This is a genomic window from Pseudoalteromonas sp. P1-7a (assembly GCF_001401855.1).
Taxonomy (GTDB): domain Bacteria; phylum Pseudomonadota; class Gammaproteobacteria; order Enterobacterales; family Alteromonadaceae; genus Pseudoalteromonas.
Window position 1 is genome coordinate 1 of record NZ_LKDU01000040.1, and the last position, 25,875, is coordinate 25,875.

Genomic DNA, 25,875 nt, shown 5'->3' on the forward strand with positions numbered 1-25,875 from the left:
ATAATACATCCTTTATTTTTCGAGTCAACACTTAATTTTAAACTTTCTTGCGATGATTTAAAACCTAAGTTTTACTTAACTCTCTGAGCAGCTCGTGCCTCGCTATGCGTTGTCCGCTGCGCGTCGCCATACCCCGTCTCAGTGGGGTCGCATTATAGGGAGATCCGAAAACAGATCAACCCTTTTTTTAGATCTTTTTACTGTTCGAACAAAAATAAAGCAAAACAGCGTAAAACTAGCTAAATCACCGGCTAAGATGATGCTTTTTTATACTGATTTTTATTATTTAATATAAATTTCATTGCTATGTTCGTTTAAGACGTTAAGATAGCAAGTTCACAATGTTAAATTAATGTTTATTTCCTGTTTATTGGTAGATCTAAAATGAAATTACCCGATCAAAAATCTTTTATCTTCTCTGTAATTCTTGCTGTAGTTGGTTTTGTTATTGTTGAGTTTGCTTTAGGCAGCTTAGCTTTAAGCCCAGCATTGCTATTTGGTGCTGGTTTATTAATTGGTGGGATTGCTATTGCTGCAATGTCATCGGAAGGTGGTGAAGAAGCTGAAGTAAAAACAAAAACACTTTATGTTGGTAATCTTCCTTATCGTGCAAATGAAGGGGTTGTTCGCGCTTTGTTTGAAGAACAAGGTAAAGTTTTCAACGTGCGCCTATTAAAGGATAAGAATACTGGCAAACGTCGTGGCTTTGGTTTTGTTGAAATGGCGCAGGCAGATGCAGACAATGCAATTGCTAAGTTAAACGATAGTGAGTTTCAACAGCGTACTTTAAAAGTGCGTGAGGCAAAACAAAAACAAGAAGATGATTCTAGCTCTTTACGCACTGGGACGGATCAATCAGTGTAACGTGCTTTATAGCTAGCTTATTACTCAAAACATCAGCCGTTGCATAATATTGCAGCGGCTTTTTTTTGTCTGCAAATTTATTTCCAAAGTTATGCTGCTCTAATAGATAGTTTACTCTGCTGGCAATGGCTGCGCCTGAATCGAGTAATTGCACTGAGTTATTAAAGTGCGCTTGTAGAGCGTTGCTAAGGATTGGAAAATGTGTGCAACCTAGTACGAGTACATCTATATCTGGGTTAATACGCAAACGGGTAAGCTCTTTGTGTAGTTTGAATGTATCTAGTTTTTGAGAAAAAAATAGCTGCTCTGCCAATGCCACCAGCTCAACACTGCTATATAAACTCACTGTTACCTTACTGGCATGCTCTTTTATTAGTGTATGAGTATAGTGGCTTGTCACTGTGGCAGGGGTTGCTAATAAGCCGATGTGCTTTGTGCAGGTTTCTTCAGCAGCAGGTTTTATTGCCGGCACTACGCCGACTATAGGTATTGATGTAATTTTGCGTACTTCACTTAAGGCTGATGTAGAAGCTGTATTGCAAGCTATAACAATAAGATCGACACCAAGCGCATTTTGCTCAATAAAATAAATGAGTGAGCATAAGCGGCCTATAATAGTTTGCTGGGTTTGCGCGCCATAAGGGAGTAATGCATTATCCATAAAGTAGCTGTACTGTGCATTTGGAATACGCTTTTTAATATGCTCAAGCACAGTGGTGCCACCTATACCTGAATCAAATACCATTATGTGGGCTGACAAACTTTGGTTCCTACTGTTTACTAAGAACGGCAGTTTGCCATGAGGTTTTTATAAAAGAAAGCAGTTTAGCTTTGCTCAGACTTTAGTGTGTCGAGTGACTCGCCCGCTGAATTCAATTGGTTTAGGTTTTCAAACATTGCTTGGGTGTAATCAACGAGCTGATCGACCGCTGCTTGATCTTGGTTTAGCCACTCTATAATACCGGCAAGCTGATCTTGTAGGCCTAGTTGCGATGCTTTATCAAATGCATTTTTTAGATCGTCATTAAAAGGTGCGATCACATCGGCTACCTCTTTTGTTGGGTTTGGCTGATATTGCTCATAACTTTTAACGGTAGCAACTGTTTTTGTTTGGCGAAGCTCCATTGAAAATGCGACAAGTTGCTCACTGCCTAAGCTCAGCTCTTGTGCTTTTTCAAACGCTTCATCTAAGTCACCACTAAAGAATGTTTTACTTACACCTTGTAGCTCTTCCATCATGGCATTAATAGCATTTTGCTCTTGTTCGTTTAAATCACCATTAACTGACATTGAAAAAGAAAGCTCACGAGATTGCGACGATGAACTGGCAAACGATTCGCTGTTATTACTTTGCTGATACCCGCTCGCTGTTTGCGACTCATATGCATCTGCAAAGCTAATACTGACCTCATCACCTTCGGCTGTTGTAAACTTATACTCGGCGTTGCTGCTCATACTTACATATTGTGCTTGGCTTACGCTTACACTGGCCGGTTGTGGATTAAATAGAGTTTGCTCAAACTCATCAAGTCCTTCAAAAATGCCTTCTTTTGACTTATCGATGCCCTCTTGCATTTCTTCGTTAAATACACCGGTGCCTTTTAGTTCATCAACCGCTTCGTCTATACCGGTTTGAACCCCAGTGCGCGCATCGTCTAACATATTTTTTAATTTATCGTCATCAGCTCCATTGGCTTTGGCTTTATTAACTGCGCCAGAGACAAAGTCGAGTACATTTTTTACTATTTCATCAAAATCGAATAAAGGTTTATCGGCTTGTTTTTGCTCAACAGGTAAACCTAGCTGCTCTGCCATTTTGTCGCCAAGCACTTTTGCAGCAAGCTCTCTGCCTCGCTGTAATGAACTTTCTTGCGGAGATTGGATTGTTGGCTGCTGTAGTGCCTCTTTATTATTGAATTTGTTTACGTTGTTGTTTGGCGTATAGCCATAATTACCGATTTTCATGATCCACCTCCGTTACGAACTTAGCTTATTATCGGCTAATAGTGATAAAACTAAAGTGTATGTTTAAAAAAACAACAACTTTATTATCAGCAAAACTAGACAAATACTGCTCGCTCCCTACAATAGCGCCGATAAATAGATCTCATAGATAAGGTAGTAGCATTAATGGCAGTGATTAAAATAGATACCACACAGTACGATACGCAGCTAACTGAAAAAGAGCAGCGTATTACGTCGCAATTTAAGCGATTTGGTGTGCAAGCGTTAGAGGTGTTTAGCTCTGAGCCAATTAACTACCGCCAACGTGCTGAATTTAGAGTATGGCACGATGGGGATGATCTATTTCATATTATGTTTGATCAGGCCACGAAAGAAAAAATTCGCATCGACACCTTTGACCCTGCCGCGCCATTAGTTGGTGAAGTTATGCAGGTGATGATTGATAATTTAAAGTCGTGTGAAGTATTACGTCGTAAGCTGTTTCAAATCGATTACTTATCATCATTAAGTGGCGAGATTTTAGTAAGCTTGCTTTATCACAAACCACTCGATGATCAGTGGCTAACTGAAATAAAAGCCCTGAAAGAAAAACTGAGCAGTAAGTACAATATTGACTTTATCGGTCGTGCGCGCAAGCAAAAAGAAGTACTAGGCAATGATTTTGTTACTGAGCGTTTAACCGTAAACGGCCAGGAGCTTATTTATCAACAAGTAGAAAATAGCTTTACGCAACCTAACGCTAAAGTGAATATAAAAATGCTGGAGTGGGCACAAGACTTATGTAAACCACTTAGTAATGACCTACTGGAGCTTTACTGTGGTAATGGTAATTTCTCTATTGCATTGGCGGGTTCATTTAATCGCGTATTAGCGACTGAAATATCTAAGTCTTCTGTGCATTCAGCGCAATACAACATTGCTAAAAATAAAGTAGATAACTTAGATATAATTCGCATGTCGAGTGAAGAGTTTACCCAGGCAATGAATGGTGAACGTACCTTTTCGCGTTTAGAGGGGATAGATTTAAAAAGTTACGATTGCCAAACTATTTTAGTCGACCCTCCACGTGCAGGTATGGATACCCTTACATGTGACTTAGTGGCCAACTACGAGAACATTATTTATATATCGTGCAACCCAGACACGCTTGAGCGCGATTTAGATCATTTAACCCGCACTCATCATGTTAAGCGCTTTGCGATATTTGATCAGTTCCCTTATACGCATCACATAGAATCGGGTGTTTTCTTACAAAGAAAATAGTGAGTTTAATTTAAATCACTTCCATAAAAAAAGCTCCCTCAGGAGCTTTTTTTGTTTTAGCAAATCTTATTTGTTCGCTAAATAGTTAATTAATTTACTAATATCTTCTGGCGCGGTAATACCAGACTCACGGCCTAGGTTTAATTTGTATTTACCATTTACGATAAAGGTTGGTACGCCACGTAGCGCGCCTTTTTCTTTAAAGTAATTTTGGTCACGTTTCATTTTAGAGCTTAATGTACGTACCGAGAAGCTTTTGTATAGTTTATCAAACTTATCGCCATCAACGCCCTGCGCTACAAACACATCTTTTACATCTGCAAGCTCGTTAAATTTAGCGCGCTTAGTGTGGATATGATTAAAAATAGCCGCAACAATTTTATCTTTTTGTGGAAGTACTTCCGCGGTGGCTAACGCTTGGCTCATCATTTGTTGGTTTTCTGGATCGCGAACACCGACAAAATCAACATGGCTCTTTTTAAATTTAACGTCTTTGTCTAGCTTTGGCTTAAACTCACCAATTAATGCTTCCATGTTATTACAAGCAGGGCAATAAAATGAGAAAAACTCTTTTACCTCTGGATTTTTAGTGGCGCGCTCTGCAACCACATCGTAATGCACGCCTTCTTCATAAGTGGCAGCTACACTGCTAGCAGCCATAGGCAGTAGTAATGCAAGTAAACCTGCTTTAACTAATTTGATCATTGTTATTGTTCTCCGAGATTAAAGTGTCAATAAAAACGCAACTAACTCATTCAGTTCTTGCTGGTTATTAATGGTGTTAATGTTTATTTTATATTTATCGTTTACGATAAAGGTAGGCACACCAGTTAGCGCACCTAGTTTTGAATATTTATTTTGTTTGTCTTGCATTGCACGCTCAGCTGAAATAATTGGCATGCTGGCAATGTCCTGATCAAACGTTGCACTATCGATACCGTTAACTTCAAGTAATTTTTTAACGTCTTTCATTTGCGTTAACGGTGCACGCTGTACATGAATACTTTTAAAAATTTGGTCGCTGATACTTTGTGCTTGACCGTGCTTTTTAGCGATTAAGTAGGCGTAGCTTAAGTTGCTTTGTGCCTGTGGTGATACGCCACCTAAAAAATTAACGTGGTTTTTTATAAATTCAGTGCCCGCAGGTAGGCTTTTTTCAATTGCCTTTGCAACAGGCTCAAATTTAAAACAATGCGGACAGTAAAACGAGAAAAATTCGGTTACTTGCGGCTCTGCGCTTTTTTCTACATCAATAACAGTATATTGGTTATCGGCTTCAAACTGTGCAGCAAAGGCTGCAAATGGTAAGCATAAAATTAATAGGCTCAGTTTCAATTTTTTAAGCATTGGTATCTCGTGTACTTTTTAAATAAAATTTTATGGCAATAACTTCAGCGGGGCTTCTTGCAATGCGGCAAGTTGCTCTTTGAGCGCTAAAATTTGTTGCTCCCAGTATTTGTCTTCAGCAAACCATGAAAAGTTCCGTACGAACGCCGGATCGCTCCATCGCTTGGCTACCCAACCCATATAATGAATAATACGCATTGCACGAAGCGGTTCAATTAATTTGAGTTGAGTGTGGTCAAAATCACAAAACTCTTCATACGCATTTACAAGGGTGTCTAACTGTAACAGCTGTGTTTGACGATCGCCACTGAGCATCATCCATAAATCTTGAATGGCCGGCCCTTGGCGAGCGTCATCTAAATCAACAAACATAAGTGCTTCGCCTGCCCATAAAATATTACCTGCGTGGCAATCACCATGTAAGCGTATCGTTTGCACATTTTTATACTGAGCTTGCGCTTGCTCAATAACCAAGTCCAATATGGTGTAAAAAGCCGTGCTGATCCCCATAGGTACCAAATTACTTTTTTGCAGATGAACTTTAGCTGTATGCAAATATTCTTCGCAGCTAAACGTGGGTCTGTGTTTAAATGCTTTGCTTTTAGCTACTTGATGCATACGGCCAATTAAACGACCCATTACATCAAGCTGATCTAAGTTATCCACCTCAAACTGCCGCCCGCCTACGCTTGGAAATAACACAAATACATAACCTTGGTGCTCAAATAAGCTTTCTCCGTTGTGCTTAATGGGTGCAACAACGGGTACTTCAGCCTCGGCAAGCTCGTATGCAAAGTCATGCTCTTCTTGTATTTGCGCTTTGCTCCAGCGCTCAGGTCGGTAAAACTTAACAACGTAGCGCAGGCCATCTTCCGCCTTAAATTGGTAGACTCTGTTTTCGTAGCTATTAAGTGCTAATAAACCTGACTCTGCATATACACCAACGCTTTCTATTGCATCGAGAATTAAGTCGGGCGTTAAATCTTCAAAACTAAATTTACTCATGGGCTTCTTAATGTAAAAAGCGGGTTACCCCGCTTTTGTTAGTATTTTATCGCGCTTTAAAAAAGTTACTCGGTTGCGATATGCTTTCATCGGGGTCATTAACCGGTGAAAGTACAAAGTTAAACTCCGTCATTGGCGCTTTTAAATCATACGGGTCCATCACAAGTGACAGTGGCACATTATGCGATTGCCCAGCTTGCACTGTAAATGTTTGTTTGCCAATGTACTTAAAGTTTTCAAGGCCTTGAACATCAATATTAAAGGTTTGCTCGTACTGCGCCTTGTTGATTACTTTTAATGTATAGGTGTTTTCTACCAAGCCATTAAAGTCAACACGATACAATTGGTTGCGGTCTCGTATTATGTCAAAGTCCATAGGCTTTCTAAATGCAATGTTAGCCACCAGCGCACTGGTAAGCACCACCAGTATGACCGTGTAACCTATGATTTTAGCTCGCAGTGGGTTGGTTTTATTTTCAGGTGTTTCGAGATTACGCTCTGTAGTATAAGAAATAAGACCACGCGGATAATTCATTTTATCCATTACACCATCGCAGGCATCAATACATGCACCACAGTTAATACACTCGGCTTGCAAACCATTACGGATATCTATCCCTGTAGGGCACACCTGCACACATAAGTTACAGTCTATACAGTCGCCCATTTCTAAATCTTCGTGGGCAATTTTACGCGAACGTGGGCCTCGGCTTTCGCCGCGTTTTTCATCGTACGTTACGGTGTAAGTGTCTTTATCAAACATAGCCGATTGAAAACGCGAATAGGGGCAAATGTGTAAACACATAATTTCGCGCATCCACCCTGCGTTAGCGTAGGTACACGCAGCAAAGAAAATAATACTTACCAGCGCGTAGCCACCTACATTAAAAGTAACAAAGTCAGGGAGTAATTCACGGATAGGCGTAAAGTATCCGACAAACGAAATCGCCGTATATAAGGCAAATAAAACCCAACTGGTGTGCTTTGCTGTTTTTCGCCAAAACTTATCAAAGTCCATCGGGCGTTGATCTAGCTTTTTACGCTGATTCGCTGTGCCTTCAAACTTTTCTTCAAACCAAATAAATATAAAGGTCCATACCGTTTGCGGGCAGGTATAGCCACACCATACTCTTCCATAAAAGGTAGTAACCAAAAAGAGTGCAAACGCGGCCAACATAAATATAAAGGCTAATATAGTGAAGTCTTGCGGCCACAGCGTTAGCCCAAAAATATTGTACTTTTGACCTACTAAATCAAATAATACAGCTTGCTGGCCATTAAAATTTATCCAGGGCAAAAGCATAAAAGCAAGCATGCCTAAAAAGCCTATACGCTGTCTAAGTAACTGATGAAGCCCTTTTACTGCGCGAACATAAATTCGGTTACGTGGGTTAAACCTGTCGTCTTGACGGCTTAAATCCGGTTGTTGGATTTTAACCTCTGCAGGTATATTCTTTACTTTAATTTGCTTGTCCATCGAAGTTCCTCAACGCCGCTTGGAAATAAAAACGTAGCAATATGTGCGTATTCTATACTGTAACTGTAGTTCGTTAATGGTAAGTGTGATTAGTTTAAATAATCAGCTGTTTGAATACTTTCAGATATTTCAGAAATATCTAACTGCTGTTGGCTATTATAACAATGCTGGCTAAAATTACAGGTATAGATTGCTAATAATTTATTCATCTCAGTTACTTGCTTTTAAAATGCAGTTTATTACACTGCTTGCTAAAATTACCCCATTAAGATCAAGGTTTACGCATTTATGAAAAAATTTATTATATTGGTCATTTTGATCCTTGCGTTTTTTACTATTGATCACCCATTAGTTAAAGAGCCCCGCGAAAAGCTATTAGGTGAAGGTGTGGGTTTTTTAAGTGATGCGAGCAAAATAAACCGTAGCCCTGCAGCCAATATGGCTAAAAACCGTATTAGCAGTGCATTAAAGCTATCTGAGTCTGAGAACGAATATATTGAAAAAACCTTTACCACTGATGATTCAGTGCAGTTATTTCATTTACGTTATTGCCGCGAGCGCGACTTAAATTTATATTTTTACGAAGAGCGCTTAAATACAGTGTGTAAAATTGTATCGGATGCATTAAAACAAAAGAGAGCTAAGTAGTGGATTTTTCGCAGCTAAACAAAAAAGCGAGTGACTCTTTTCAGAAACAGCGCACAATACTTAAAAAGCTATCGCAAGGAAGAACCTTGCACTGCGAGCAGTGCGGCGAGGTGTTAACACTCGATTTAGCCACCAACGAACCGGGTAAAGGCGTTGTTAAGTGTAAAAAAGGCTGTACTGATATTATTTTAGAACTTGGCGCTTAATTATCCTAAGCGCCGTTTAATACCTAAAGGCTACTCTTCCCACCCTTCATCTGTAATCAGCCCACTGTTTATGGCCACTACCTCAATAAGCTCGGCAAAACCTAATGCAAAGTCGCCCATTGATTCGTACTGATACTGATATAAGGCTTCGAGTGTCATGTTGTTTTGCTGCGCAATTTGCACTCTTGTTTGCTCATCAACAGCAAAAAAGCTAAGCGTACTTAGCGCACTCTCTAGTGCTTCTTTATACTGAGGCTCTAACGCAGGAGCTGTTAATAGAGGTTGTGCGTATTCTTGAGTAGCACGTAAAAAACCTTCACTCCAGGCTTGGGTATACTCAAGGTCAAAATCAGCGGGTAACTTATAACCGGTTTCAAATACTTGCTCACTAATTTGATGGTACAACGCCATAAATAAAAACAGTATTTCTTCGTCTAAATCGTTAGCCGTATTAGGCACGATATGCGCTAACCACTGGTGAACTTCTAATGGGCTTGGCGAGCAAATAACCCCAAATAGATAGCCTTGGCTTTGTGTTAATGACATAGCCTGAGGTTGTGTACTCAAAAATGCACTTAATTGCTGTGCGTGTTGTTCGTTAAACTGTGGTAATTGCATTAAATCTCTTTTGTTACATTAAAAATTAAGTGGGTAGCGGCCCTGTGTATCAGGGCGGCCTAAAAACTTAACCGCGTCGTGCACATCTTTGGGTAAGCTGGCATCAGGTTTAACATAGCCTGCTACTTTAAAGTCAAAGTTAGCTTTAAGTGTTGCGTCGGCTTCAAGGCCTAAGGTGTTATCTGGGTCGACCAAAATGGCTATATCGCCCGACTTACAGCTTAACATGCCACTCAGTGGCCCAATATTAAACCAGCCATTAAAGCCTTTAACATCTATATTTGGGCTGGCAATCTCGCCTTTTAATGACTCACAATAAGGCACACCTGAGGTGTACTCATTCAGCTCTAAAATAACACGACCTTTGGCGGTAGCCGGTATAGGTAATGCAATACGTTGCATGGCACGCTCTACGGTCGAGCGAATTATACCATCGGTAACGGTAACCACATTATTAAATAGTCCGTAATTCATATCAGCATAGCCCGAAATATCGCTATGCTCACGCGGGTTACCAAATTTTAAGTTAGCATTTAAATTGCCAGTAAATAACTGCAAGCCAGCAATATCCCAGCGAACATTATTTAGCTGTTCGTCTTGATAGCGCACCTGCATCATTTGACCTTCCCACACAGTCCCTACGGTTTGGCCTATTTCAAGCTGCTTTGGTAGGTACGGCTTAGCTAGGTCTAACGCAATGGCAGCTGGTAATTTCATTATGCAAAACACAATAAAGCTAATAAAAAATACCACTGATAATATTATTATTTTTTTCATTAATTACTTCTCTAGTACTAAGCGGCTTACACGTACAAACCCTGATTTATCATCTTTGCTTAAATCAAGGTTCTCTACTCTTAAGCCATGCTGATTAACCAGTTCGTCTAACCATTCTATTAATTGATTAAACTCTACCGAATCAAGCGTTAAACGTAACGAGTTATCGTTAGGCTGCATTTTACTAATAGTAATACGGTAGCGACTACGCGTTGAATTAACCACTTGGCTAATATTTTGATTGCTAATTGCCTGCGTGTTACCCGCCGCTTTTAACTTTACTATGCTTTCATCAACCCATACGAGCAGCTCTTGCTGAGTGACGTACGACTTTTTAGCTTTATCTATGGCGTTATTTAAAGGTCTAAAAATTCCCATTACTAAAACAAAAACAACAAATATACCACCAGCAACCATAATCAATTGCTGCTCTTGCTCTTTTAAAGAGCGCCAGTATTGTATTATTTGCTTTTTCATACTGCACCTCGCAGTTTAATTTCGCCTACTACAAAATCGCCATCGTTATTTAACGACCCTTGTTCAACCGTTAACCCTTGCTGCTCAAGTATACTTTTTACTTTACCAAACGTTTGAAAGTCTTTTGCGCGTGCGCGTATTCGCAGCTCATTACGGCGTTTATCGTAACGTAGGGTTTCTGGCGTAAATTCGCTTACTTGCGAAAACACGCCAACCAATTGGCTGGTCAAATCTAAAAACCCGGCTTCACTTTCGCCATTAATGGTTTTAAGCGCGCCCCTGATTTGGCTTTTAATTAAGTTAGGACGTACTTTAGTTCCGGGAAATGCTTTTTGGTATCTATCCACTACCTGGGCTTTAGCAAGCTCAACACGCGAGTTGAGTTGATTTAGTTCAACCAGCTTTATGGCAATGGTAGCAAATAAAGCAACACCGGTAATAATGGCTGCGCCCTTCCAATAACCCCACCACAGTGCACTTTTCTTTTTAAGCTGGTACATACCTTGGCGTAAATTAAATTTAACGCTGGTAAGTTGTTTAGCAAATAAAGCCAATGGTAAATCGTAGTCGCTTGCTTGCGAAATTAGGTTAATACATTCAGGAAACTGATTAGCCGGGCTATAGTGCTTTACGCTCGGCTCGCCAAGTGCACTTAAGTAATCCCTTAGCCAGCTATTCTCAACGGCACTAATATGCCAATCGCCTCTTTTAAATAACCACTGATTATTAAGCTCTATGGCGGTTAATGTATCATCCTCGCTGGTAGGCAGTAGCAGGGCATCAGGTAAAATGGTGTATACCGCCAAGTTATGCTCTGAAAATAAAGCAAGCCAAGCCTCAAACCACTCGCGGTCTGTTAAGGCAACTTTAATTGCATGCTGCTCATTAATCATAGTGGGCTCGCCAATTGCGACAAATAGCTCGTCTATATCGCACGCAATGTCTTCTTCAAGCATGTATGGCAACGCTTGCTCTAACTTACGATTCCACTTAGTCGGCAACGCCACTGTTTTAAGCTGCACCTGATCGCTAGGCAGTAATACCACTACCTCGCGGGTTTGCGCTTTTTCACTTAGCTCACTTAAACGGCTTGCATCGGTTAATTCCCCACTGGCAATTATTTCTTGTTCTTGTGGTGAATAAATTAACCAATTTAATTTATCTTGCTCTGTTTGACCCGTGCGGATCAGCAGTATTTCTGTCACTGTACGCCTCCAAATTTTCGCGCCAGTATCGTTACTTCGCCATTTTTGGCATGAAGTAATGTGGTCATCGAAAAACGCAAATCGACAAATGTCGCCTGCGTTTGTAATTTAAAATATTCGCTATTAATACTAAATAATTCTTTAACCGAATCTAAATTTGTACCGCCTTGCTGCTGTACCTCGGAAAAAAATTCATCCACGCTATCAAATCCGGTTTCAGGGCGAGCTGCTATAACGGCCTCTGCGCCCGATAACGATAATTCGTCAATCATGGCACTTAAAATAAGTGCCTGTTCGGGAAGTAACGTATTGACGTTAATCGATAATAAGGGGGACCCCGGAATAACACACACAAAAGGTAATACCTTTTCCATTACTAGCGGATTAAAACCTTTTACCAAACGCAGCTCAGAAGGTGATGCAAATAAACTATTTGCGCTCATATAAGGGTAATCACGCGATAAATACTCGTCTTCTTCAGCGCCTGAACGATAGGTAATGCTGTTTTCATCAAGCCAGTCAAATACACTGTCTGCCATTGCTTCTTCGCTTTCCTCGGCAGGTAAATCTTCAATGTTTTCTAATAATGCAAATAGTGCTTTATGAGCAGGGTTGGTTTTGCTGGTAGAGTTTGGGCCTGGTGCTTCCCCTAATGCATTTAAATTTAAACACGCCTGTAAGTCAGTAATTTTACCGCTTAGAGTACCGTTATCTACAGGGTATTGGGTGTCGCCTTGCGTGGCCCAAACCTGATCTAACGAGGTTTTGTCAGGATCATCGTCTTTACTTAACTTTAGTGCCTTTATTGCCAGCTCTTCACCGCCGTAGGCATACCACTTTGCTTGTTGGTGACCTTGCAGGTTAGTGCTTTTTTGAACCTGCACCATTAAATTAGCACTCATTTCTACGGCTAATATCGCGGCCAGTGCAACAATAAAAAGCACAATAACTAATGCGGCACCGCGTGATTCGCGCTTATTCATTAATTACTCTCCCCGCTGTTTTTGCCCTGCCCGGGTACTAAAAAAACACGACGAATAGGCTCTGCCTCAATTTGTTGTAAAGTAACCGCAACCGCTTTAGGTAAGGCTTTTATTTGCCATTGCTCTTGCCATTCGTTGTTGGCATCTAAAAATTCAAATTTAAGCTCTTCAATACCTTTTAAAACAACTTGTACCCGCGGCTCCATATTATCAAGCTGATCTACATACACTCTGTATACACGCTCTAAATTGTCATCAAGCACTCTATACCCTACGGCTTGTAGCTCAGAGCGAGGCAGCAAATTAATTGGGTTTACCCAGCCATCGCGTACAAACGCAATACCATCGTATTGGCTTTCTAATATATAACGCCCTGCGAGTAAGTATTGCTCTTGCGCATCACCGGCTTCGTTACGTACAGTGCGCTGAGTCATTTGGCTAAAGTCTTGATCCATTAGCCTAAATGCGGTTTGTAGGCCGTTAAGCTCCGCTATTTTTTCATCAGAGGCTTCTTTTGCTTTGGTGGTTGAGTCTAAAATTTGGTGAGTAGCCATAATCACCACCGCTAAAATAGCCATTGCAACTAATACTTCGATTAATGTAAATCCGCGCTGCTTCACTTATTAACTACCTTTATTTAAATAAGTTGAAAGCTCGTACACCGATTGCTCGTATTTTTCGTCGCTAAAAACATTTATGGTCACTTTTACAAAGCTTTTGTCTGCAGTTTTTGCTATTTCTTGCTTCCAAAACCACTCAACGCCCGCCATTACTTCGCTGCCGCGCGCGCCATTTTTAGCCTGCCAGTCTTTACCTTTACTACGCTGCACCACAAGCACATTTTCTGCCACCCACGATGCATACGTTTGCTCTTCAAGTGTTGTTAAATGATTTATATGCTCGCCGGTTGCTTGCATAGCTGCAATCCCAGCCATAGCACAAATACTTAACGCCACAAGCACTTCGAGTAAGGTAAAGCCTTTATTTAGCCTCATTATTATGGCTCTTTTCGCAAATTAACAGGGGCTGTAAATTCCCCTTCAATGTAATACACAGGCTCGCTTTGTTCTTTTAATTCAACAATAAGCTGAAAGGCGCTGACCTCGCCAGATGATAAAATAAGGACTTGCGGTATTTTTAGTTTTTCAAGCTCTAATAAGCTATCGTCATCGCCGCCGCTCATTAGTTCACGCCAATTTGCTTGCTCAAGTAAGTTCTCTTGTGACCAGGCTAAATCTTCTAAATTGAGCGTGAGCTTTAACCGTTCATCCAGCTCAATGGGCTTGTAAAGGTCTTCGCGGTCAAAGGTAATCCATTTTTCGCCATCAAATACTAGAAACTCAAGGGTGTTTTCTTCAACCATTAAGCCAAGTTCTATTTGATTTAAAATAGCAAATTCAGAGGCCATGTTAATGGTGGTATGCAGCCTAAGCGCTTGTGTATCAAGCTCATCTTCGGCGCCGCCTTCTAAGCTGTATACCACCATTTTGGTCGCAAATGCGATAATAGTAAGTACCACTAAAATTTCTATTAAGCTAAACCCAAGGTGGTGGGCGCGCATACGATTAAGGCTTACTTGCATAGTAAGCCTCGTGCAATCGTATTTAACCATACTGCTGGGTTAAGTCGCATTTATTGCTCGTCTTCGTTCCAGTTGCCAATATCATCATCGGTACCGGCTTCGCCATCAGGTCCCATTGAAAAAATATCAAACTTGCCAATTTCACCTGGGCTAATTAGCTGGTACGGGTTGCCCCATGGATCTTCTGGTAATTCATTTACAAAACCACCATCAGGGAAACGCTTTGGAATTGGCTCAATGCTGGTTTTATTGACCAATGCTTCTAAGCCTTGCTCTGTGCTTGGGTAGCTTTTATTTTTAAGCTTGTATAAGCTCATTGCATCTTCAAGCTGTTGAATATCTAGATGTGCTTTATCGATAGCAGCTTCTTCTTGTTGGCCCATAATATTAGGCGCCACAATTGACATAATCATCCCGATAATAACCAATACCACCATTACTTCGAGTAAAGAAAAACCTGATTGTTTATTCACGTAAATACCTCATTTTCCAAAAACATAATTTAATTTGGCGTCATCTAAGTAAATACTAACTTAGCTAACCCCTTAAAGCTTAAAGTCCTACCGCTTTATTCATTGCCATTATTGGCTGTAAAATAGCCATTACTATAAACAAAACAATCACCGCCATTGAGGCAATCATTGCTGGCTCTAATAATTTTAATGATACGTTTACCATGCTTTCAAACTCACGGTCTTGGTTATTAGCCGCGCGCTCTAACATTTGTTCTAACTCACCTGATTTTTCACCGCTGGCAATCATGTGCAGCATCATCGGCGGAAACAATTTGGTTTGCTGTAAAGCCGCTCTTAGGCTTGCACCTTCACTGACTCTATCGGCAGCATCTGCCACCGATTTTTTCATTTTTTTATTCGCTAATACGCCACCCGATATGCGCATACCTTCAAGTAGCGGTACTGAGCTTGACGATAAAATACTGAGTGTACGTGCAAAACGCGCGGTATTAATACCCCGCGCTACTTTACCAAAACCAGGCATGTGCAGTACGCGGTCGTCCCACCAAAAGCGAATTTTAGGTTGTTTAAGTGCATGTTTAATGCCTACTGCCAGCGCAGTAATGACTAACAAACTTATAAACCAATAATTTTGTACAAAGTGGCTGCCTGCCATAACCCATTCGGTCGTCCAAGGCAGTACTTGCTTAGTTTTTTCGAAGGTTTTTAAAATTTTAGGCACAACGGTACCGAGTAAAACCGAAACAATACCAATAGCAAAAATAACCAAAATGGTGGGGTAAACCATGGCTTGAGTAATTTGGCTGCGCATGTGTTGGCGCTGTTCGGTGTAATCGGCAAGGCGATTTAATACTTGGTCAAGGTGCCCTGATTTTTCACCTGCGGCTACCATTGCTCGGTATAAATCGTCAAATACATGTGGAAATTCACTCATGCCATCGGCCAGTGTGTAACCCTCTACTACCTTTGAACGTACCGACATAAGCATACGTTTTAAGCGAGGCTTTTCACATTGCTCTGCCACCGCCATGACAGCCCCTTCAACTGGCAATGCCGATTGAATGAGCGTAGCAAGCTGGCGCGTAATAAGGGCTAAATCGGAGGTAGATACGCTGGGTTTAAAAAAACGACTTAATAACGGCGTTTTTGCGCCACTAACTTGTTTTTCCCCTTCAGCTGCAGGGACAACTTCAAGCGGCGTAAGTTTTTTTTCGCGCAGCGCTTGGCGAATTTGTTTAGCTGTATCGGCTTCTAAAATGCCTTTTTGTTCTTTCCCTCGGCCATCAAGGGCACGGTATTCAAACGCCGCCATGGTTAGGCTTCCTCACGGGTAACGCGTAGAATTTCTTCAAGGGTTGTTTTGCCTGCCAGTACGCGGCTACAGCCATCTTGGCGTATGCTTGGGCTTTTTTGGCGAATGTATTTTTCAACACTTTGCTCGCCTTTACCGCTGTGGATCATTTCGCGTATTTCTTCATCAACCACCAGTAATTCATGAATACCAGTACGGCCGCGGTAACCATTAAAGTTACACTCTTCACAGCCTACTGCGCGGTAAATTGTAGGTGGGCTATCAAACGGTACACCTAGCAGCTCACACTCACGTTCATCAGCAGTGTGACCTTCTTTACAGCTATTACATAAAGTACGTACTAAGCGCTGCGACAGCACGCCTAACAATGACGATGACAGCAAGAATGGCTCTACACCCATGTCTTCCATACGGGTAATTGCGCCCGAGGCGGTATTGGTATGTAGCGTAGACATAACTAAGTGACCTGTAAGCGATGCTTGCACGCCAATTTGCGCGGTTTCAAGGTCACGTATTTCACCGACCATTACTACATCGGGATCTTGACGTAATATTGCACGAAGCCCACGGGCAAAGGTCATATCTACTTTGGTGTTTACTTGTGTTTGGCCAATCCCCGGAATTTCGTACTCTATTGGGTCTTCTACCGTTAAAATATTACGATCGCGAGAATTTATTTGGCTCATACCGGCGTACAAGGTGGTACTTTTACCAGAACCCGTTGGGCCAGTAACCAAAATAATACCGTGTGGTTTACTAATTAAATCAGCAAACAACTCTCGATTTTGCGGCGTCATGCCTAAATCTTCAAGGTTTAAGCGGGCATTGTTTTTATCAAGTAAACGCAGTACTACACGCTCACCAAAGCTTGATGGCATGGTAGATACACGCACATCTACTGCACGCCCTGCAATACGCAGGCTGATACGACCATCTTGCGGAATACGTTTTTCTGCTATATCTAGTTTCGCCATTACCTTAATACGCGATACTAATAACGAAGCAAGCTTACGATTAGGTTTAAGCACTTCTTTTAATACGCCATCAACCCTAAAGCGAATCACAAGCTCTTGCTCAAAGGTTTCGATATGTATATCGGATGCACCTTCTTTAATTGCTTCGCTTAACATGGCGTTGATTAGTTTGATGATAGGCGCATCATCATCGCCGGCTAATAAATCTTCGGTTTGTGGGAGCTCATCGGCAAGGGAGAATAAATCGACCTCATTACCAATATCTTCCATCATTTGTTGTGTTTCAGAGCTGTCGCGCTGATACGCAGCCTCTAATAGTAACTCAAATTTATCGTCAGCTAACTGCTCTAGGGTAAAGCCTTTACCTGCAATGCGACGTACTTCTAGCAATACTTCAACATCTAGCTCGCCGCGGTAATACACAACTTGCTGTTCATTATTTTTACTAAGCAGTACACCCGCTCTGCGCGCATACGAAAAAGGTAAACGCTTTGGAGGCAACTCAACTAAATCGTTACTTGTAAGTAACTCCTCAGAGCGTGTTTCATCACTACGATGAACCACGTCTTCGTTTATTTGTTCTATTGCGCTAGTCATCTTCACGCTCTGCACGTTCTTTAGAGCTCAATGCCTTTAAGTGCTCTTCATAAGTTGGTGGCAGAATAAGCTCATCATCCCAAGATGGAAGTAAAGGAACATCTGAATTTGGCATAAGCTCTATACCATCTTCTTTCTCTTTCATTTGCTCGCCGCGAATAAAGTTATATTTATTAAAACTTAACTTATTCATATTAACGCCATCGCGAATAATCGTTGGGCGAATAAACACTATCAGATTACGCTTGCGCTTTGTGGTGTTGGTTGACTTAAATAAGTGACCTAAAATTGGGATATCACCTAAAATTGGCACCTTAGATACACTCTCTTGTACGTCTTCATCAATTAGGCCGCCTAACACAACCATACCGCCATCATCAGCCATAACAGTTGTTGTAATTGCACGCTTATTAACTGAAATATCAACGGCTGTTGCACCACTTACACTTGATACTTCTTGTTCAATTAATAACTGTACTGCTGAACCATCGTTTATTTGCGGGGTTACTTTTAGTTTTACACCCACTTCTTGGCGTTCAATTGTTTGAAATGGATTATCGTTATTACTGCCTGTTTGAGAACCTGTAATAATTGGCACTTCTTGGCCAACAATCATCGACGCTTCTTCGTTATCCATGGTTGTGATTGAAGGTGTAGCCAGTATGTTTGAGTTAGTATCGGTAGATACCGCTTGAATAATTGCGCCCCAGTCGTTTTTAACTAAGCCAAACGCTAAGCCATTAACACCGCTTAATAATGAAGCAAGCGCGGTGTAATCACCCTCAGTTGTTTCATCGTAGCTTGTAGCAGTGCCTGTTTCTGAACCAATGATTGTTTGGGTTGTTGTGGTGTCTTGCGCTTGAATACCGGCAACAGCTAACGAACCGACAGGAACGGTTGAGCCATTATTAAACTGCAGCATACCACCATCTTCTGAAATCCACTGCGTACCTAGGTTAACACCATCCGATTCCATTACTTCAACAATAATGGCTTCTACTAGTACTTGTGCACGGCGAATGTCGAGCCTATCAATGACGGTCTCTAATGAGCGCATGGTATCGGGCTGTGCTGTAATAACTAATGAGTTTGAGTCAGGGTGGGCTTCAATACTGGCATCGTTTTTATTGTTTGTGCGAGTTTTACTTGTGCCTTGGCCATCTTCTGCAAGCGTTTTACTTACGCCTTGCAGTACTTTTACTAAATCCTCTGCTTTGGCGTAGTTTAAGTAAAATACTTTGGTATTACCTTGGCTTTCAAGTTCGCCATCTAGGCGCTTAATTAGTTCTATAGCACGGGTACGGGCTTGCCCTTCACCGCTTACTATTACGCTGTTAGTACGGCCATCGGCAACCACCTTAGGGATCAAAAATTCAGGAACGCTGCCTTTACCGCTGTCTTTGTAAATATTTTCAACAACCGATACTACATCATCTGCTGTTGCATATTTAAGCTTAACAATATCTACACGCTTATCACCGGCTTGATCCACCGAGCGAATAATTTCTACTAAGCGATTAACCGACGCTGCATGACCAGTAAGCATCATGACATTGGCAGCATTAAAGTTTGCTACATGGCCACCGTCTTTTTGGTCGCTAAATTGACGTACTAATGGGCCAAGCTCTTGAACACTTACATTTTTAACGCGTACCACACGGGTGATCATCATATCGCCCGATGCAGCGCTGTTTTCTGTAATTAGCGGCACATTTGATTTTTTAGCGTCAGAGCTTTTTTCAATCTTGATAATACCGTTGTCCATTTCTACTGCTGAGTAGCCATACACTTCGAGTACATTTAAGAAAAATTGGTAGTACAGCGCTTCATCCATTAACTCATAACTGCGTACGTTTACTTTACCGCGCACATTTGGGTCAATGATCACTGTTTTATTAAGGTTTTTACCAACAATGTTTATAAACTCGTTGATATCTGTGCCTTTAAAGTTTGCAGCATATTCAACAGCTGAAACCGACAACGAAATACTGGCTGCTAAAAAAAGCGCTGCGTACTTAGCTAACCCTTTTTTAATTTTTTTGAGGTGTAGCACCTGAACCATTATGTTAAAACTCCAAAGCTAAGTTATTGCAGGCTAAATTGCACATCGATTTGCTCACCATCACGTTCTATCGTAATTGTGGCATCGCTGGTATTACGCAGCTCATTAATAGCTGCCATTGCCTGTTGTAAATCTGTTAATTGGTAGCCGTTAATAGCCACGGCTAAATCATTATTCTGTAGGCCCATTTGTTTAAACAGAGCAGGCTCTTTACCTGGGCTCAAGCGATAGCCGATTAACTCGCCATCGCTCATTGCTTGTGAAACACGAATATAATCAAATAACTTACCAGGCTCACTTAGTAGCTCTTCTCGTGTTTCTATTATTGCTTCTTTTACATCTGGGTCAGCGGTTGCGTTAATTTGCAACTCGCTTTGCTCTATTTTTTGCGGCCCCATGTCTTGTGCTTCGCGAGCGGCAAGGACAGGCATAGACACTTTTTTACTAAAGTCGAGACCATCTAGCATTAGCGTTTCAAATCGCCCGTTTACACTTAAAATAACGCGATCGGGAAGTATTTGCGCAACCTCTGCACGGGTGCCTTGTACAACCTCTTCAACTAAGTAACTAACTTGTCGCCCCTGTGACTCAATAATAGCAATACCTGCCTTGTCGTCGTTACTTACAGCAACAATACCGGTTAGATTAATACTTAAGCGTGTTTCTGGCGCATTATTAATTACTTCGTTTTGCTGCGCAGTATTGGTTTTATTTGTTACAGTTTTTTTACCAAACAAAAATTGCTCTATAATGCTTTGCACAGAAGTCGCACTTGAAGCCTTTGTTTGGTTTGAATAGTGTAAAGGTGAAAGCGGTGATGCGGTGGGTTGAGGCCAAACTAGCCATACTAGCTTTGAGAATAAATAAGCAAGATAAACAACAACTAACAGCGTAACTACTGCGCTTAATTTAGCATGGGGTAGCCGTGTTAAAAATTGTTTAAGCTGTTGAATTTGCTGTTCCATAATAATGTTCTTATTTTAATTTACTGCATAAGCGCGTACCCATAGTACCCTTTCATTTTTCATTCAACAAGCACACTAATATTAAACTTTGTAAACAGATTAATATGGCAATGTAATGTTGACTAAAAAAACAGCACGCGCCGTCATACCTTCATCCTACGATGATTTCATGATAAATTTTACGATATATAAATAGTCGATTGAAGAAGCCTAATGAGTAAAAAAAATAATACCAATGCCGACTCAGACCACAGTAGTGAGCCAAAAGTTCGCTTAGATAAGTGGTTATGGGCCGCGCGCTTTTACAAAACCCGTGCGCTTGCGCGCGAAATGGTACAAGGCGGCAAAGTACATTATAATGGACAGCGTACTAAAGCGAGTAAAATTGTGGAGGTTGGCGCGACCATAAAACTTACTCAGGGCGTTGATGAAAAGCTTGTCAAGGTTCTTAAAGTGCTTGAAAAACGCCAAAGCGCCCCCATTGCACAGACCTTGTATCAAGAAACTGACGCAAGTATTGCAAAACGCGAAGAAAACGCCATCGCACGCAAAAACAACAGTTTCTTTGCTCCACATCCGGATAAAAAGCCAGATAAAAAGCAAAGGCGCGAACTTTTAAAAATGAAATCAAGTTAGGTATAGCCGCTCATGCAACAAGATTTACTTCACCGTTATTTATTCGACAAACTCGATGTTCGTGGCGAACTCGTTCAAATTGAACACGCCTACAACGAGATGATAGCTAATCATAATTACCCTGAGCCAGTTAAAGCATTATTAGGTGAATTACTCGTTGCAACGTGTTTATTAACTGCAACTTTAAAATTTGAAGGTGAAATAGCCGTTCAGCTACAAGGCGATGGCCCTGTTAAATACGCTGTTATTAACGGTGATGATAAGCAAAACATGCGTGGTATTGCCCGCATGCAAAGCGAGGTTAGCGGCTCAACAGTTAAAGAGCTTGTAGGCAAAGGCTACATGGTAATTACGATTACCCCAACTAAAGGGGATCGTTACCAAGGCATAGTACCTCTTGAGCACGATACATTAAGTGAGTGTATCGAAAGCTACTTTGAGCAATCAGAACAGTTAAAAACTCGACTATGGTTTGCAACTAATACAAGCGAAGGTAAAGCGAAAGCGTGTGGCTTGTTTTTACAAGTACTGCCAGTAGATAAACAAAAGTCAATAGATGACTTTACCCACTTAGAGGCTCTGAGCGATACAATAAAACCCGAAGAACTATTAGAGCTAGATGCTAATACGGTTTTAACACGCTTATACCACGAAGATAATCCACGCGTGTTTGACCCACAAGCTATTACATTTAAATGTGGCTGTAGCCGAGACAAAACTATCGCCGCGTTAGTAAATGTAGGTCAGCAAGAGTTACTTGACGACGTTGCTGAAAATGGCACAGTGAATATTAGCTGCCACTACTGCTTAAAAGAATATATATTTGACGAGCAAGATATTAAAAATATTTTTAATTAGACTCCCACTTCATAGTTAAACATAAAGCCGCAAAATATGCGGTTTTATATTATAAAATGATGATACCGGTGTCATGAATTTTGTTAATTTACTGACACCGGTATCATTGAAATTATTCATGTTTTTTAGCAAATATATGTGTTTTTAGGGCCTTTACAGGCTCGAATATCTCAAATCCTTCTGTTACTATAATTTCAGCTTAAGGGAACTAAGAACCCAGAGCTATCCCGTTCAAACTCTCACACATAGTTAGGTATAAACATGACTACAAGCGCAACACGTTTTGTCGATTTAACCGCAGCTGAACTTGTCGAGCACGCGATTCGTCGTGGCGAAGGGACACTAGCCGCAAATGGAGCCTTTGTTGCAATTACAGGCAAGCGTACTGGTCGCTCGCCAAAAGACCGTTTTATTGTAAAAGAAGCAACCACACAAGATGATATCCAATGGGGTAATGTAAACCGCCCATTCGATGCAGACAAATTTGACGCTTTATGGGCTCGCGTAGAAGCACATGTGCAAAGTAATGACCACTTCACCTCTCACCTAGAAGTTGGCGCAGACCCTGAGCACTATCTACCTGTAGTTGTTACTACAGAAACAGCGTGGCACCATATTTTTGCTAAAAACATGTTTATTGAGCCTAAAAACTATAATGCATCTGATTTACCTCAATGGCAGGTAATGAATGTACCTTCGTTTGTTTGTGATCCACAGCGTGATGGCACCAACAGCGACGGTACAGTTATTATTAACTTTGCTCAACGCAAAGTGTTACTTGCCGGTATGCGTTATGCCGGTGAAATGAAAAAATCGATGTTCTCCGTTCAAAACTTTCTTCTTCCAGCAAAAGGTGTATTACCAATGCACTGCTCTGCTAACGTAGGAGAAGCGGGTGATACAGCACTATTCTTTGGATTATCGGGTACAGGTAAAACAACGTTATCGGCCGATCCAACACGCTTTTTAATTGGTGACGACGAGCACGGTTGGGCACCAGGAAGCGTATTTAATATCGAAGGCGGCTGTTACGCTAAATGTATCGACCTCTCACAAAAAAATGAGCCAGTGATTTGGAATGCTATTCGCTTTGGTACAATTTTAGAAAATGTTGTATTGGACGAAACGCGCACACCTGACTTTAATGATACAAGCTTGACACAAAACAGCCGTGCTGCTTACCCGCTAGAACACGTAGAAAAGCGAAAAGTAGAAAACCGTGCTGGCGAGCCTAAAGCCGTTGTATTTTTAACCTGTGATGTAAGCGGTGTTTTACCACCGGTTTCTGTACTTAGCGAAGAAGCCGCTGCTTTTCACTTTTTAAGTGGTTACACGGCTAAAGTAGGCTCAACAGAGATTGGCTCAACTAGCGATATTGAATCTACATTCTCAACGTGTTTTGGCGCCCCTTTCTTCCCTCGCCCTGCAGGTGTATACGCAGAACTACTAATGAAGCGCGTACGCGAATTTGGCGCAAAGGTTTACCTTGTAAATACAGGCTGGACAGGCGGCCCATACGGTACTGGTAAGCGTTTTGACATCCCCACTACTCGCGCAGTTATTGATGCAATTGTATCTGGTAAGCTTGCCAATGTTGAAACTCAGCATATCGATGTATTAAACCTAGACGTACCAATGGAAGTTCCTGGTGTAGATAGCAAGCTACTTAACCCAATTAATACATGGGAAGATAAAGCAAAGTATAATGAATATGCAGCAAAACTTGCAGCTGACTTCACTGAAAACTTTGCTAAATACGATGTCTCAGATGATATAAAAAATGCAGGCCCAAAAGCATAATTAATTACCGAGCCTGATTTAAACGCCAGCTTATAAAGCTGGCGTTTTTGTTTGCCACGCTAATTTTATTGCTCCGACATTTTGTCGCAGTTCTTTTCTATTAAACAAAGATACAATACGCACTCCCTATACTGCATACTTTTAGTGGTCACTCTTTTATGCCTTTTAATGGTTCATGGCGAAAATAACAAGACATGTATATTTATATCTAGGCACCTATTGGAGGTTTACTCGAGTCATCGCCCTAACAGGTTCTATACTCGTTTATTACCCCGAACTGAATGAAAGTATAAGTAATTTAAGTACAGAAACAGCGAAGCCTTTAAACTGGGATACCGCATATAAAACGTTAAAAATTCACTACCCAGATAAACAAGGCTCGTGGCGTTTAGAAACCACTAAAGATAAACATTGTATCCCCGCAAGATATTACAACCAAAACAAAACCGTGGAGCACGCTTTTGCACCGCTAATGGTTTGGCCGAGCCTTGATGGCAAACATATATTACGTGAGGAAGTATGGGGTAACTACTTTGATACCTGGATTTATAACTTGCACTTTTCGTTACTTGCAGGTAACACTGTAACAATCGTTATCGGCTATGTAGTAATAGGTAGCCTTACACTCCTCATATCAGGCCTATACGCTTGGAGGACTAAAAAAGGACTGGGCTAAGGCATTACAGTTTAAAACGCGCAGATCTTCACTGGGCTTGTTGTATGACTGACATAAGCTACTTGGTTTAACTTTTTCTCTGCCTTTAATCCTCTTAACAGCAACCGGTATAATGCTGGCAATACCCAAACAAACCGCTCCTTTAATAACAGCCCTACTTGGAATATAGACAAATCTAATAGCGCAACCGTAAAATCAAAGAATAGTATTTCTTTATCAGCAGCACTTAGTACAGCACAAAAGGCCATGCCAAATACACGCCTTGTATGGGTAGAACCCCCGACAAATCACAATGCGGTAGTCGTTTTAGGTTCAAAACCAAAAGCGATCCCTCTTATCGCTTTCCTCACAGTTTTGTACAAGTAAATGCAAACACAGGAGAGCTCATAAGCGTTTTTAATATAGATAAGATGAGCGTTGCCAGTAAATTTAAAAACTGGTTGCATCCGCTACACAATGGCAGCATTGGCGATCAGCCATTACGAATTCTGTGGGTTTTATCAGGTGTAGCCACAGCTTTATTATTTGCCTTGGGCCTTTTTAGGTGGCTCATTAAAACGAAACGATTTAAGTACACTATGAGCTAATGACAAATAATATATCAATGAGCTTTTAACAATCTAAACCTACTTGTATAGCTAGCTACAGCCTAACTTACGACCTACTCACACAACGTAATTCAATGAAAAGCTATATAGATACTTAAACCGCCTTATACAAAACATAAGTTACTACGCTTAAGAAAAAGTAAACCCTTAACAAACTAAAGTAAAACATTAATAACAATTCACATAATTAAGTGATCTATTTTAAGGATGGATAAACGTGTATCTGCTTATGTTAGATAACAAAAATACGGTTTACAAAGAGGTGATGCGCTTTAGAGAAGAACATACTGAATATTTCTTTTCTATAACCGTAAAAAACCCGACTCTTTCTAGTCAGGCTTTCTTGTATTTGGTGCCTGCCAATGTCGTGGTGCCCACAGCGGTGGAGAGTCACATAGCAAAGTACTTAATGTTTTCTAATGGGATTCACTGGGCACTGAGGTGGTCGTCGCGTTCTTTTACCCGTGGGTTTCATGATACTCAACCCACGCTAC

The 25,875-nt window shown here is 41.0% G+C and carries 30 protein-coding genes; 10 read left to right on the top strand and 20 right to left on the bottom strand.

The genetic code is table 11. The features are described from left to right. Positions 1-384 precede the first annotated feature (384 nt). Entirely contained in the window at positions 385-864 is a 480-nt protein-coding gene (locus tag AN389_RS17855) for an RNA-binding protein (protein ID WP_055020366.1), read from the top strand. On the opposite strand, the gene murI is transcribed toward AN389_RS17855, so the two are convergent. Then, positions 827-1,624, bottom strand: coding sequence for a glutamate racemase (gene murI / locus AN389_RS17860; RefSeq protein ID WP_055020367.1), 798 nt, complete (start codon positions 1,622-1,624; stop codon positions 827-829). The two genes, AN389_RS17855 and murI, sit on opposite strands and share 38 nt — an antisense overlap. Before the next feature lie 65 nt (positions 1,625-1,689). Beyond that, positions 1,690-2,829, bottom strand: coding sequence for a DUF5610 domain-containing protein (locus AN389_RS17865; protein WP_055020368.1), 1,140 nt, complete (start codon positions 2,827-2,829; stop codon positions 1,690-1,692). Between the two features lie 165 nt (positions 2,830-2,994). Between AN389_RS17865 and trmA the strand changes: the two genes are divergently transcribed. Beyond that, positions 2,995-4,092, top strand: coding sequence for a tRNA (uridine(54)-C5)-methyltransferase TrmA (trmA, locus tag AN389_RS17870; RefSeq protein ID WP_055020369.1), 1,098 nt, complete (start codon positions 2,995-2,997; stop codon positions 4,090-4,092). 66 nt (positions 4,093-4,158) lie between these two features. Here trmA and AN389_RS17875 read toward each other — a convergent pair whose 3' ends face one another. Genes AN389_RS17875 through ccoG form a run of 4 tightly spaced genes read right to left on the bottom strand, consistent with a single transcriptional unit; the run spans position 4,159 to position 7,921 of the window. After that, positions 4,159-4,797 (bottom strand): thiol:disulfide interchange protein DsbA/DsbL, encoded by a 639-nt coding sequence (locus AN389_RS17875; RefSeq protein WP_055020370.1) that lies wholly within the window; start codon positions 4,795-4,797, stop codon positions 4,159-4,161. A gap of 18 nt (positions 4,798-4,815) precedes the next feature. Beyond that, the gene (locus AN389_RS17880) at positions 4,816-5,439 is read right to left on the bottom strand and encodes a thiol:disulfide interchange protein DsbA/DsbL (protein WP_055016777.1); all 624 of its coding nucleotides are present in this window, start codon (positions 5,437-5,439) and stop codon (positions 4,816-4,818) included. A gap of 30 nt (positions 5,440-5,469) precedes the next feature. After that, positions 5,470-6,444, bottom strand: coding sequence for a serine/threonine protein kinase (locus AN389_RS17885; RefSeq protein WP_055020371.1), 975 nt, complete (start codon positions 6,442-6,444; stop codon positions 5,470-5,472). A gap of 46 nt (positions 6,445-6,490) precedes the next feature. After that, a complete protein-coding gene (gene ccoG, locus AN389_RS17890) occupies positions 6,491-7,921 on the bottom strand; it encodes a cytochrome c oxidase accessory protein CcoG (RefSeq protein WP_055016775.1) in 1,431 nt (476 codons plus the stop codon). 288 nt (positions 7,922-8,209) lie between these two features. Between ccoG and AN389_RS17895 the strand changes: the two genes are divergently transcribed. Together AN389_RS17895 and AN389_RS17900 are read left to right on the top strand one after the other, a co-directional pair. Continuing rightward, positions 8,210-8,569, top strand: a complete 360-nt coding sequence (locus tag AN389_RS17895) for a hypothetical protein (RefSeq protein WP_055020372.1) — start codon at positions 8,210-8,212, stop codon at positions 8,567-8,569. Continuing rightward, positions 8,569-8,775 (top strand): hypothetical protein, encoded by a 207-nt coding sequence (locus AN389_RS17900; RefSeq protein ID WP_055020373.1) that lies wholly within the window; start codon positions 8,569-8,571, stop codon positions 8,773-8,775. The genes AN389_RS17895 and AN389_RS17900 overlap by 1 nt, the downstream gene beginning before the upstream one ends. A gap of 30 nt (positions 8,776-8,805) precedes the next feature. On the opposite strand, the gene AN389_RS17905 is transcribed toward AN389_RS17900, so the two are convergent. The 13 genes from AN389_RS17905 to gspC all read right to left on the bottom strand — a co-directional run bounded on the left by AN389_RS17905 (position 8,806) and on the right by gspC (position 20,803). Beyond that, positions 8,806-9,393: a UPF0149 family protein gene (locus AN389_RS17905; RefSeq protein WP_055016772.1), complete on the bottom strand. Its 588-nt coding sequence runs from the start codon at positions 9,391-9,393 to the stop codon at positions 8,806-8,808. Positions 9,394-9,411: 18 nt separating this feature from the next. Next, entirely contained in the window at positions 9,412-10,170 is a 759-nt protein-coding gene (locus AN389_RS17910; protein ID WP_055018824.1) for a type II secretion system protein N, read from the bottom strand. A 3-nt stretch (positions 10,171-10,173) separates the two neighbouring features. Further along, positions 10,174-10,647, bottom strand: coding sequence for a type II secretion system protein GspM (gspM, locus tag AN389_RS17915; RefSeq protein ID WP_055020374.1), 474 nt, complete (start codon positions 10,645-10,647; stop codon positions 10,174-10,176). Next, on the bottom strand, positions 10,644-11,852 hold the full coding sequence (gspL, locus tag AN389_RS17920) for a type II secretion system protein GspL (protein WP_055020375.1): 1,209 nt from the start codon (positions 11,850-11,852) through the stop codon (positions 10,644-10,646). Before gspL ends, gspM begins: the two co-directional genes overlap by 4 nt. Continuing rightward, positions 11,849-12,835: a type II secretion system minor pseudopilin GspK gene (gspK, locus tag AN389_RS17925; protein ID WP_055020376.1), complete on the bottom strand. Its 987-nt coding sequence runs from the start codon at positions 12,833-12,835 to the stop codon at positions 11,849-11,851. Before gspK ends, gspL begins: the two co-directional genes overlap by 4 nt. Next, positions 12,835-13,455 (bottom strand): type II secretion system minor pseudopilin GspJ, encoded by a 621-nt coding sequence (gene gspJ, locus AN389_RS17930; protein WP_004588444.1) that lies wholly within the window; start codon positions 13,453-13,455, stop codon positions 12,835-12,837. The genes gspK and gspJ overlap by 1 nt, the downstream gene beginning before the upstream one ends. A 3-nt stretch (positions 13,456-13,458) precedes the next feature. Continuing rightward, positions 13,459-13,830 carry a type II secretion system minor pseudopilin GspI gene (gene gspI, locus AN389_RS17935; protein WP_024032554.1) on the bottom strand — a complete coding sequence of 124 codons (372 nt, stop codon included), beginning with the start codon at positions 13,828-13,830 and terminating at the stop codon, positions 13,459-13,461. Positions 13,831-13,832: 2 nt separating this feature from the next. Beyond that, complete coding sequence (locus AN389_RS17940) at positions 13,833-14,417, bottom strand: Tfp pilus assembly protein FimT/FimU (RefSeq protein WP_054983937.1); 585 nt, start codon at positions 14,415-14,417, stop codon at positions 13,833-13,835. Positions 14,418-14,467: 50 nt separating this feature from the next. After that, positions 14,468-14,890 (bottom strand): type II secretion system major pseudopilin GspG, encoded by a 423-nt coding sequence (gene gspG / locus AN389_RS17945; RefSeq protein WP_004588447.1) that lies wholly within the window; start codon positions 14,888-14,890, stop codon positions 14,468-14,470. A 79-nt stretch (positions 14,891-14,969) separates the two neighbouring features. Then, positions 14,970-16,205, bottom strand: coding sequence for a type II secretion system inner membrane protein GspF (gene gspF, locus AN389_RS17950; RefSeq protein WP_004588448.1), 1,236 nt, complete (start codon positions 16,203-16,205; stop codon positions 14,970-14,972). A 2-nt stretch (positions 16,206-16,207) separates the two neighbouring features. Next, entirely contained in the window at positions 16,208-17,776 is a 1,569-nt protein-coding gene (gene gspE, locus AN389_RS17955) for a type II secretion system ATPase GspE (protein ID WP_055020377.1), read from the bottom strand. Beyond that, a complete protein-coding gene (gene gspD, locus AN389_RS17960) occupies positions 17,769-19,838 on the bottom strand; it encodes a type II secretion system secretin GspD (RefSeq protein ID WP_055020378.1) in 2,070 nt (689 codons plus the stop codon). The genes gspE and gspD overlap by 8 nt, the downstream gene beginning before the upstream one ends. Positions 19,839-19,861: 23 nt before the next feature. Next, positions 19,862-20,803: a type II secretion system protein GspC gene (gene gspC, locus AN389_RS17965; protein WP_055020379.1), complete on the bottom strand. Its 942-nt coding sequence runs from the start codon at positions 20,801-20,803 to the stop codon at positions 19,862-19,864. A 213-nt stretch (positions 20,804-21,016) separates the two neighbouring features. Here gspC and hslR point away from each other — a divergent pair, with 213 nt between their 5' ends. The 4 genes from hslR (at position 21,017) to AN389_RS20705 (ending at position 24,773) form a co-directional block, all read left to right on the top strand. Beyond that, entirely contained in the window at positions 21,017-21,439 is a 423-nt protein-coding gene (hslR, locus tag AN389_RS17970) for a ribosome-associated heat shock protein Hsp15 (RefSeq protein WP_055016760.1), read from the top strand. A gap of 12 nt (positions 21,440-21,451) precedes the next feature. Continuing rightward, positions 21,452-22,297 carry an Hsp33 family molecular chaperone HslO gene (gene hslO / locus AN389_RS17975; RefSeq protein WP_055016759.1) on the top strand — a complete coding sequence of 282 codons (846 nt, stop codon included), beginning with the start codon at positions 21,452-21,454 and terminating at the stop codon, positions 22,295-22,297. 261 nt (positions 22,298-22,558) lie between these two features. Continuing rightward, the gene (locus tag AN389_RS17980) at positions 22,559-24,097 is read left to right on the top strand and encodes a phosphoenolpyruvate carboxykinase (RefSeq protein WP_055016758.1); all 1,539 of its coding nucleotides are present in this window, start codon (positions 22,559-22,561) and stop codon (positions 24,095-24,097) included. 175 nt (positions 24,098-24,272) lie between these two features. Then, a complete protein-coding gene (locus AN389_RS20705) occupies positions 24,273-24,773 on the top strand; it encodes a PepSY domain-containing protein (RefSeq protein ID WP_235575995.1) in 501 nt (166 codons plus the stop codon). 11 nt (positions 24,774-24,784) lie between these two features. Here AN389_RS20705 and AN389_RS20710 read toward each other — a convergent pair whose 3' ends face one another. Continuing rightward, the gene (locus AN389_RS20710; RefSeq protein ID WP_235575996.1) at positions 24,785-25,021 is read right to left on the bottom strand and encodes a hypothetical protein; all 237 of its coding nucleotides are present in this window, start codon (positions 25,019-25,021) and stop codon (positions 24,785-24,787) included. A gap of 162 nt (positions 25,022-25,183) precedes the next feature. Here AN389_RS20710 and AN389_RS20715 point away from each other — a divergent pair, with 162 nt between their 5' ends. Both AN389_RS20715 and AN389_RS20720 read left to right on the top strand, forming a co-directional pair. After that, entirely contained in the window at positions 25,184-25,360 is a 177-nt protein-coding gene (locus AN389_RS20715) for a PepSY domain-containing protein (RefSeq protein ID WP_235575998.1), read from the top strand. 250 nt (positions 25,361-25,610) lie between these two features. Beyond that, on the top strand, positions 25,611-25,875 hold a 265-nt coding region (locus AN389_RS20720), incomplete at its 3' end, for a hypothetical protein (protein ID WP_235575997.1).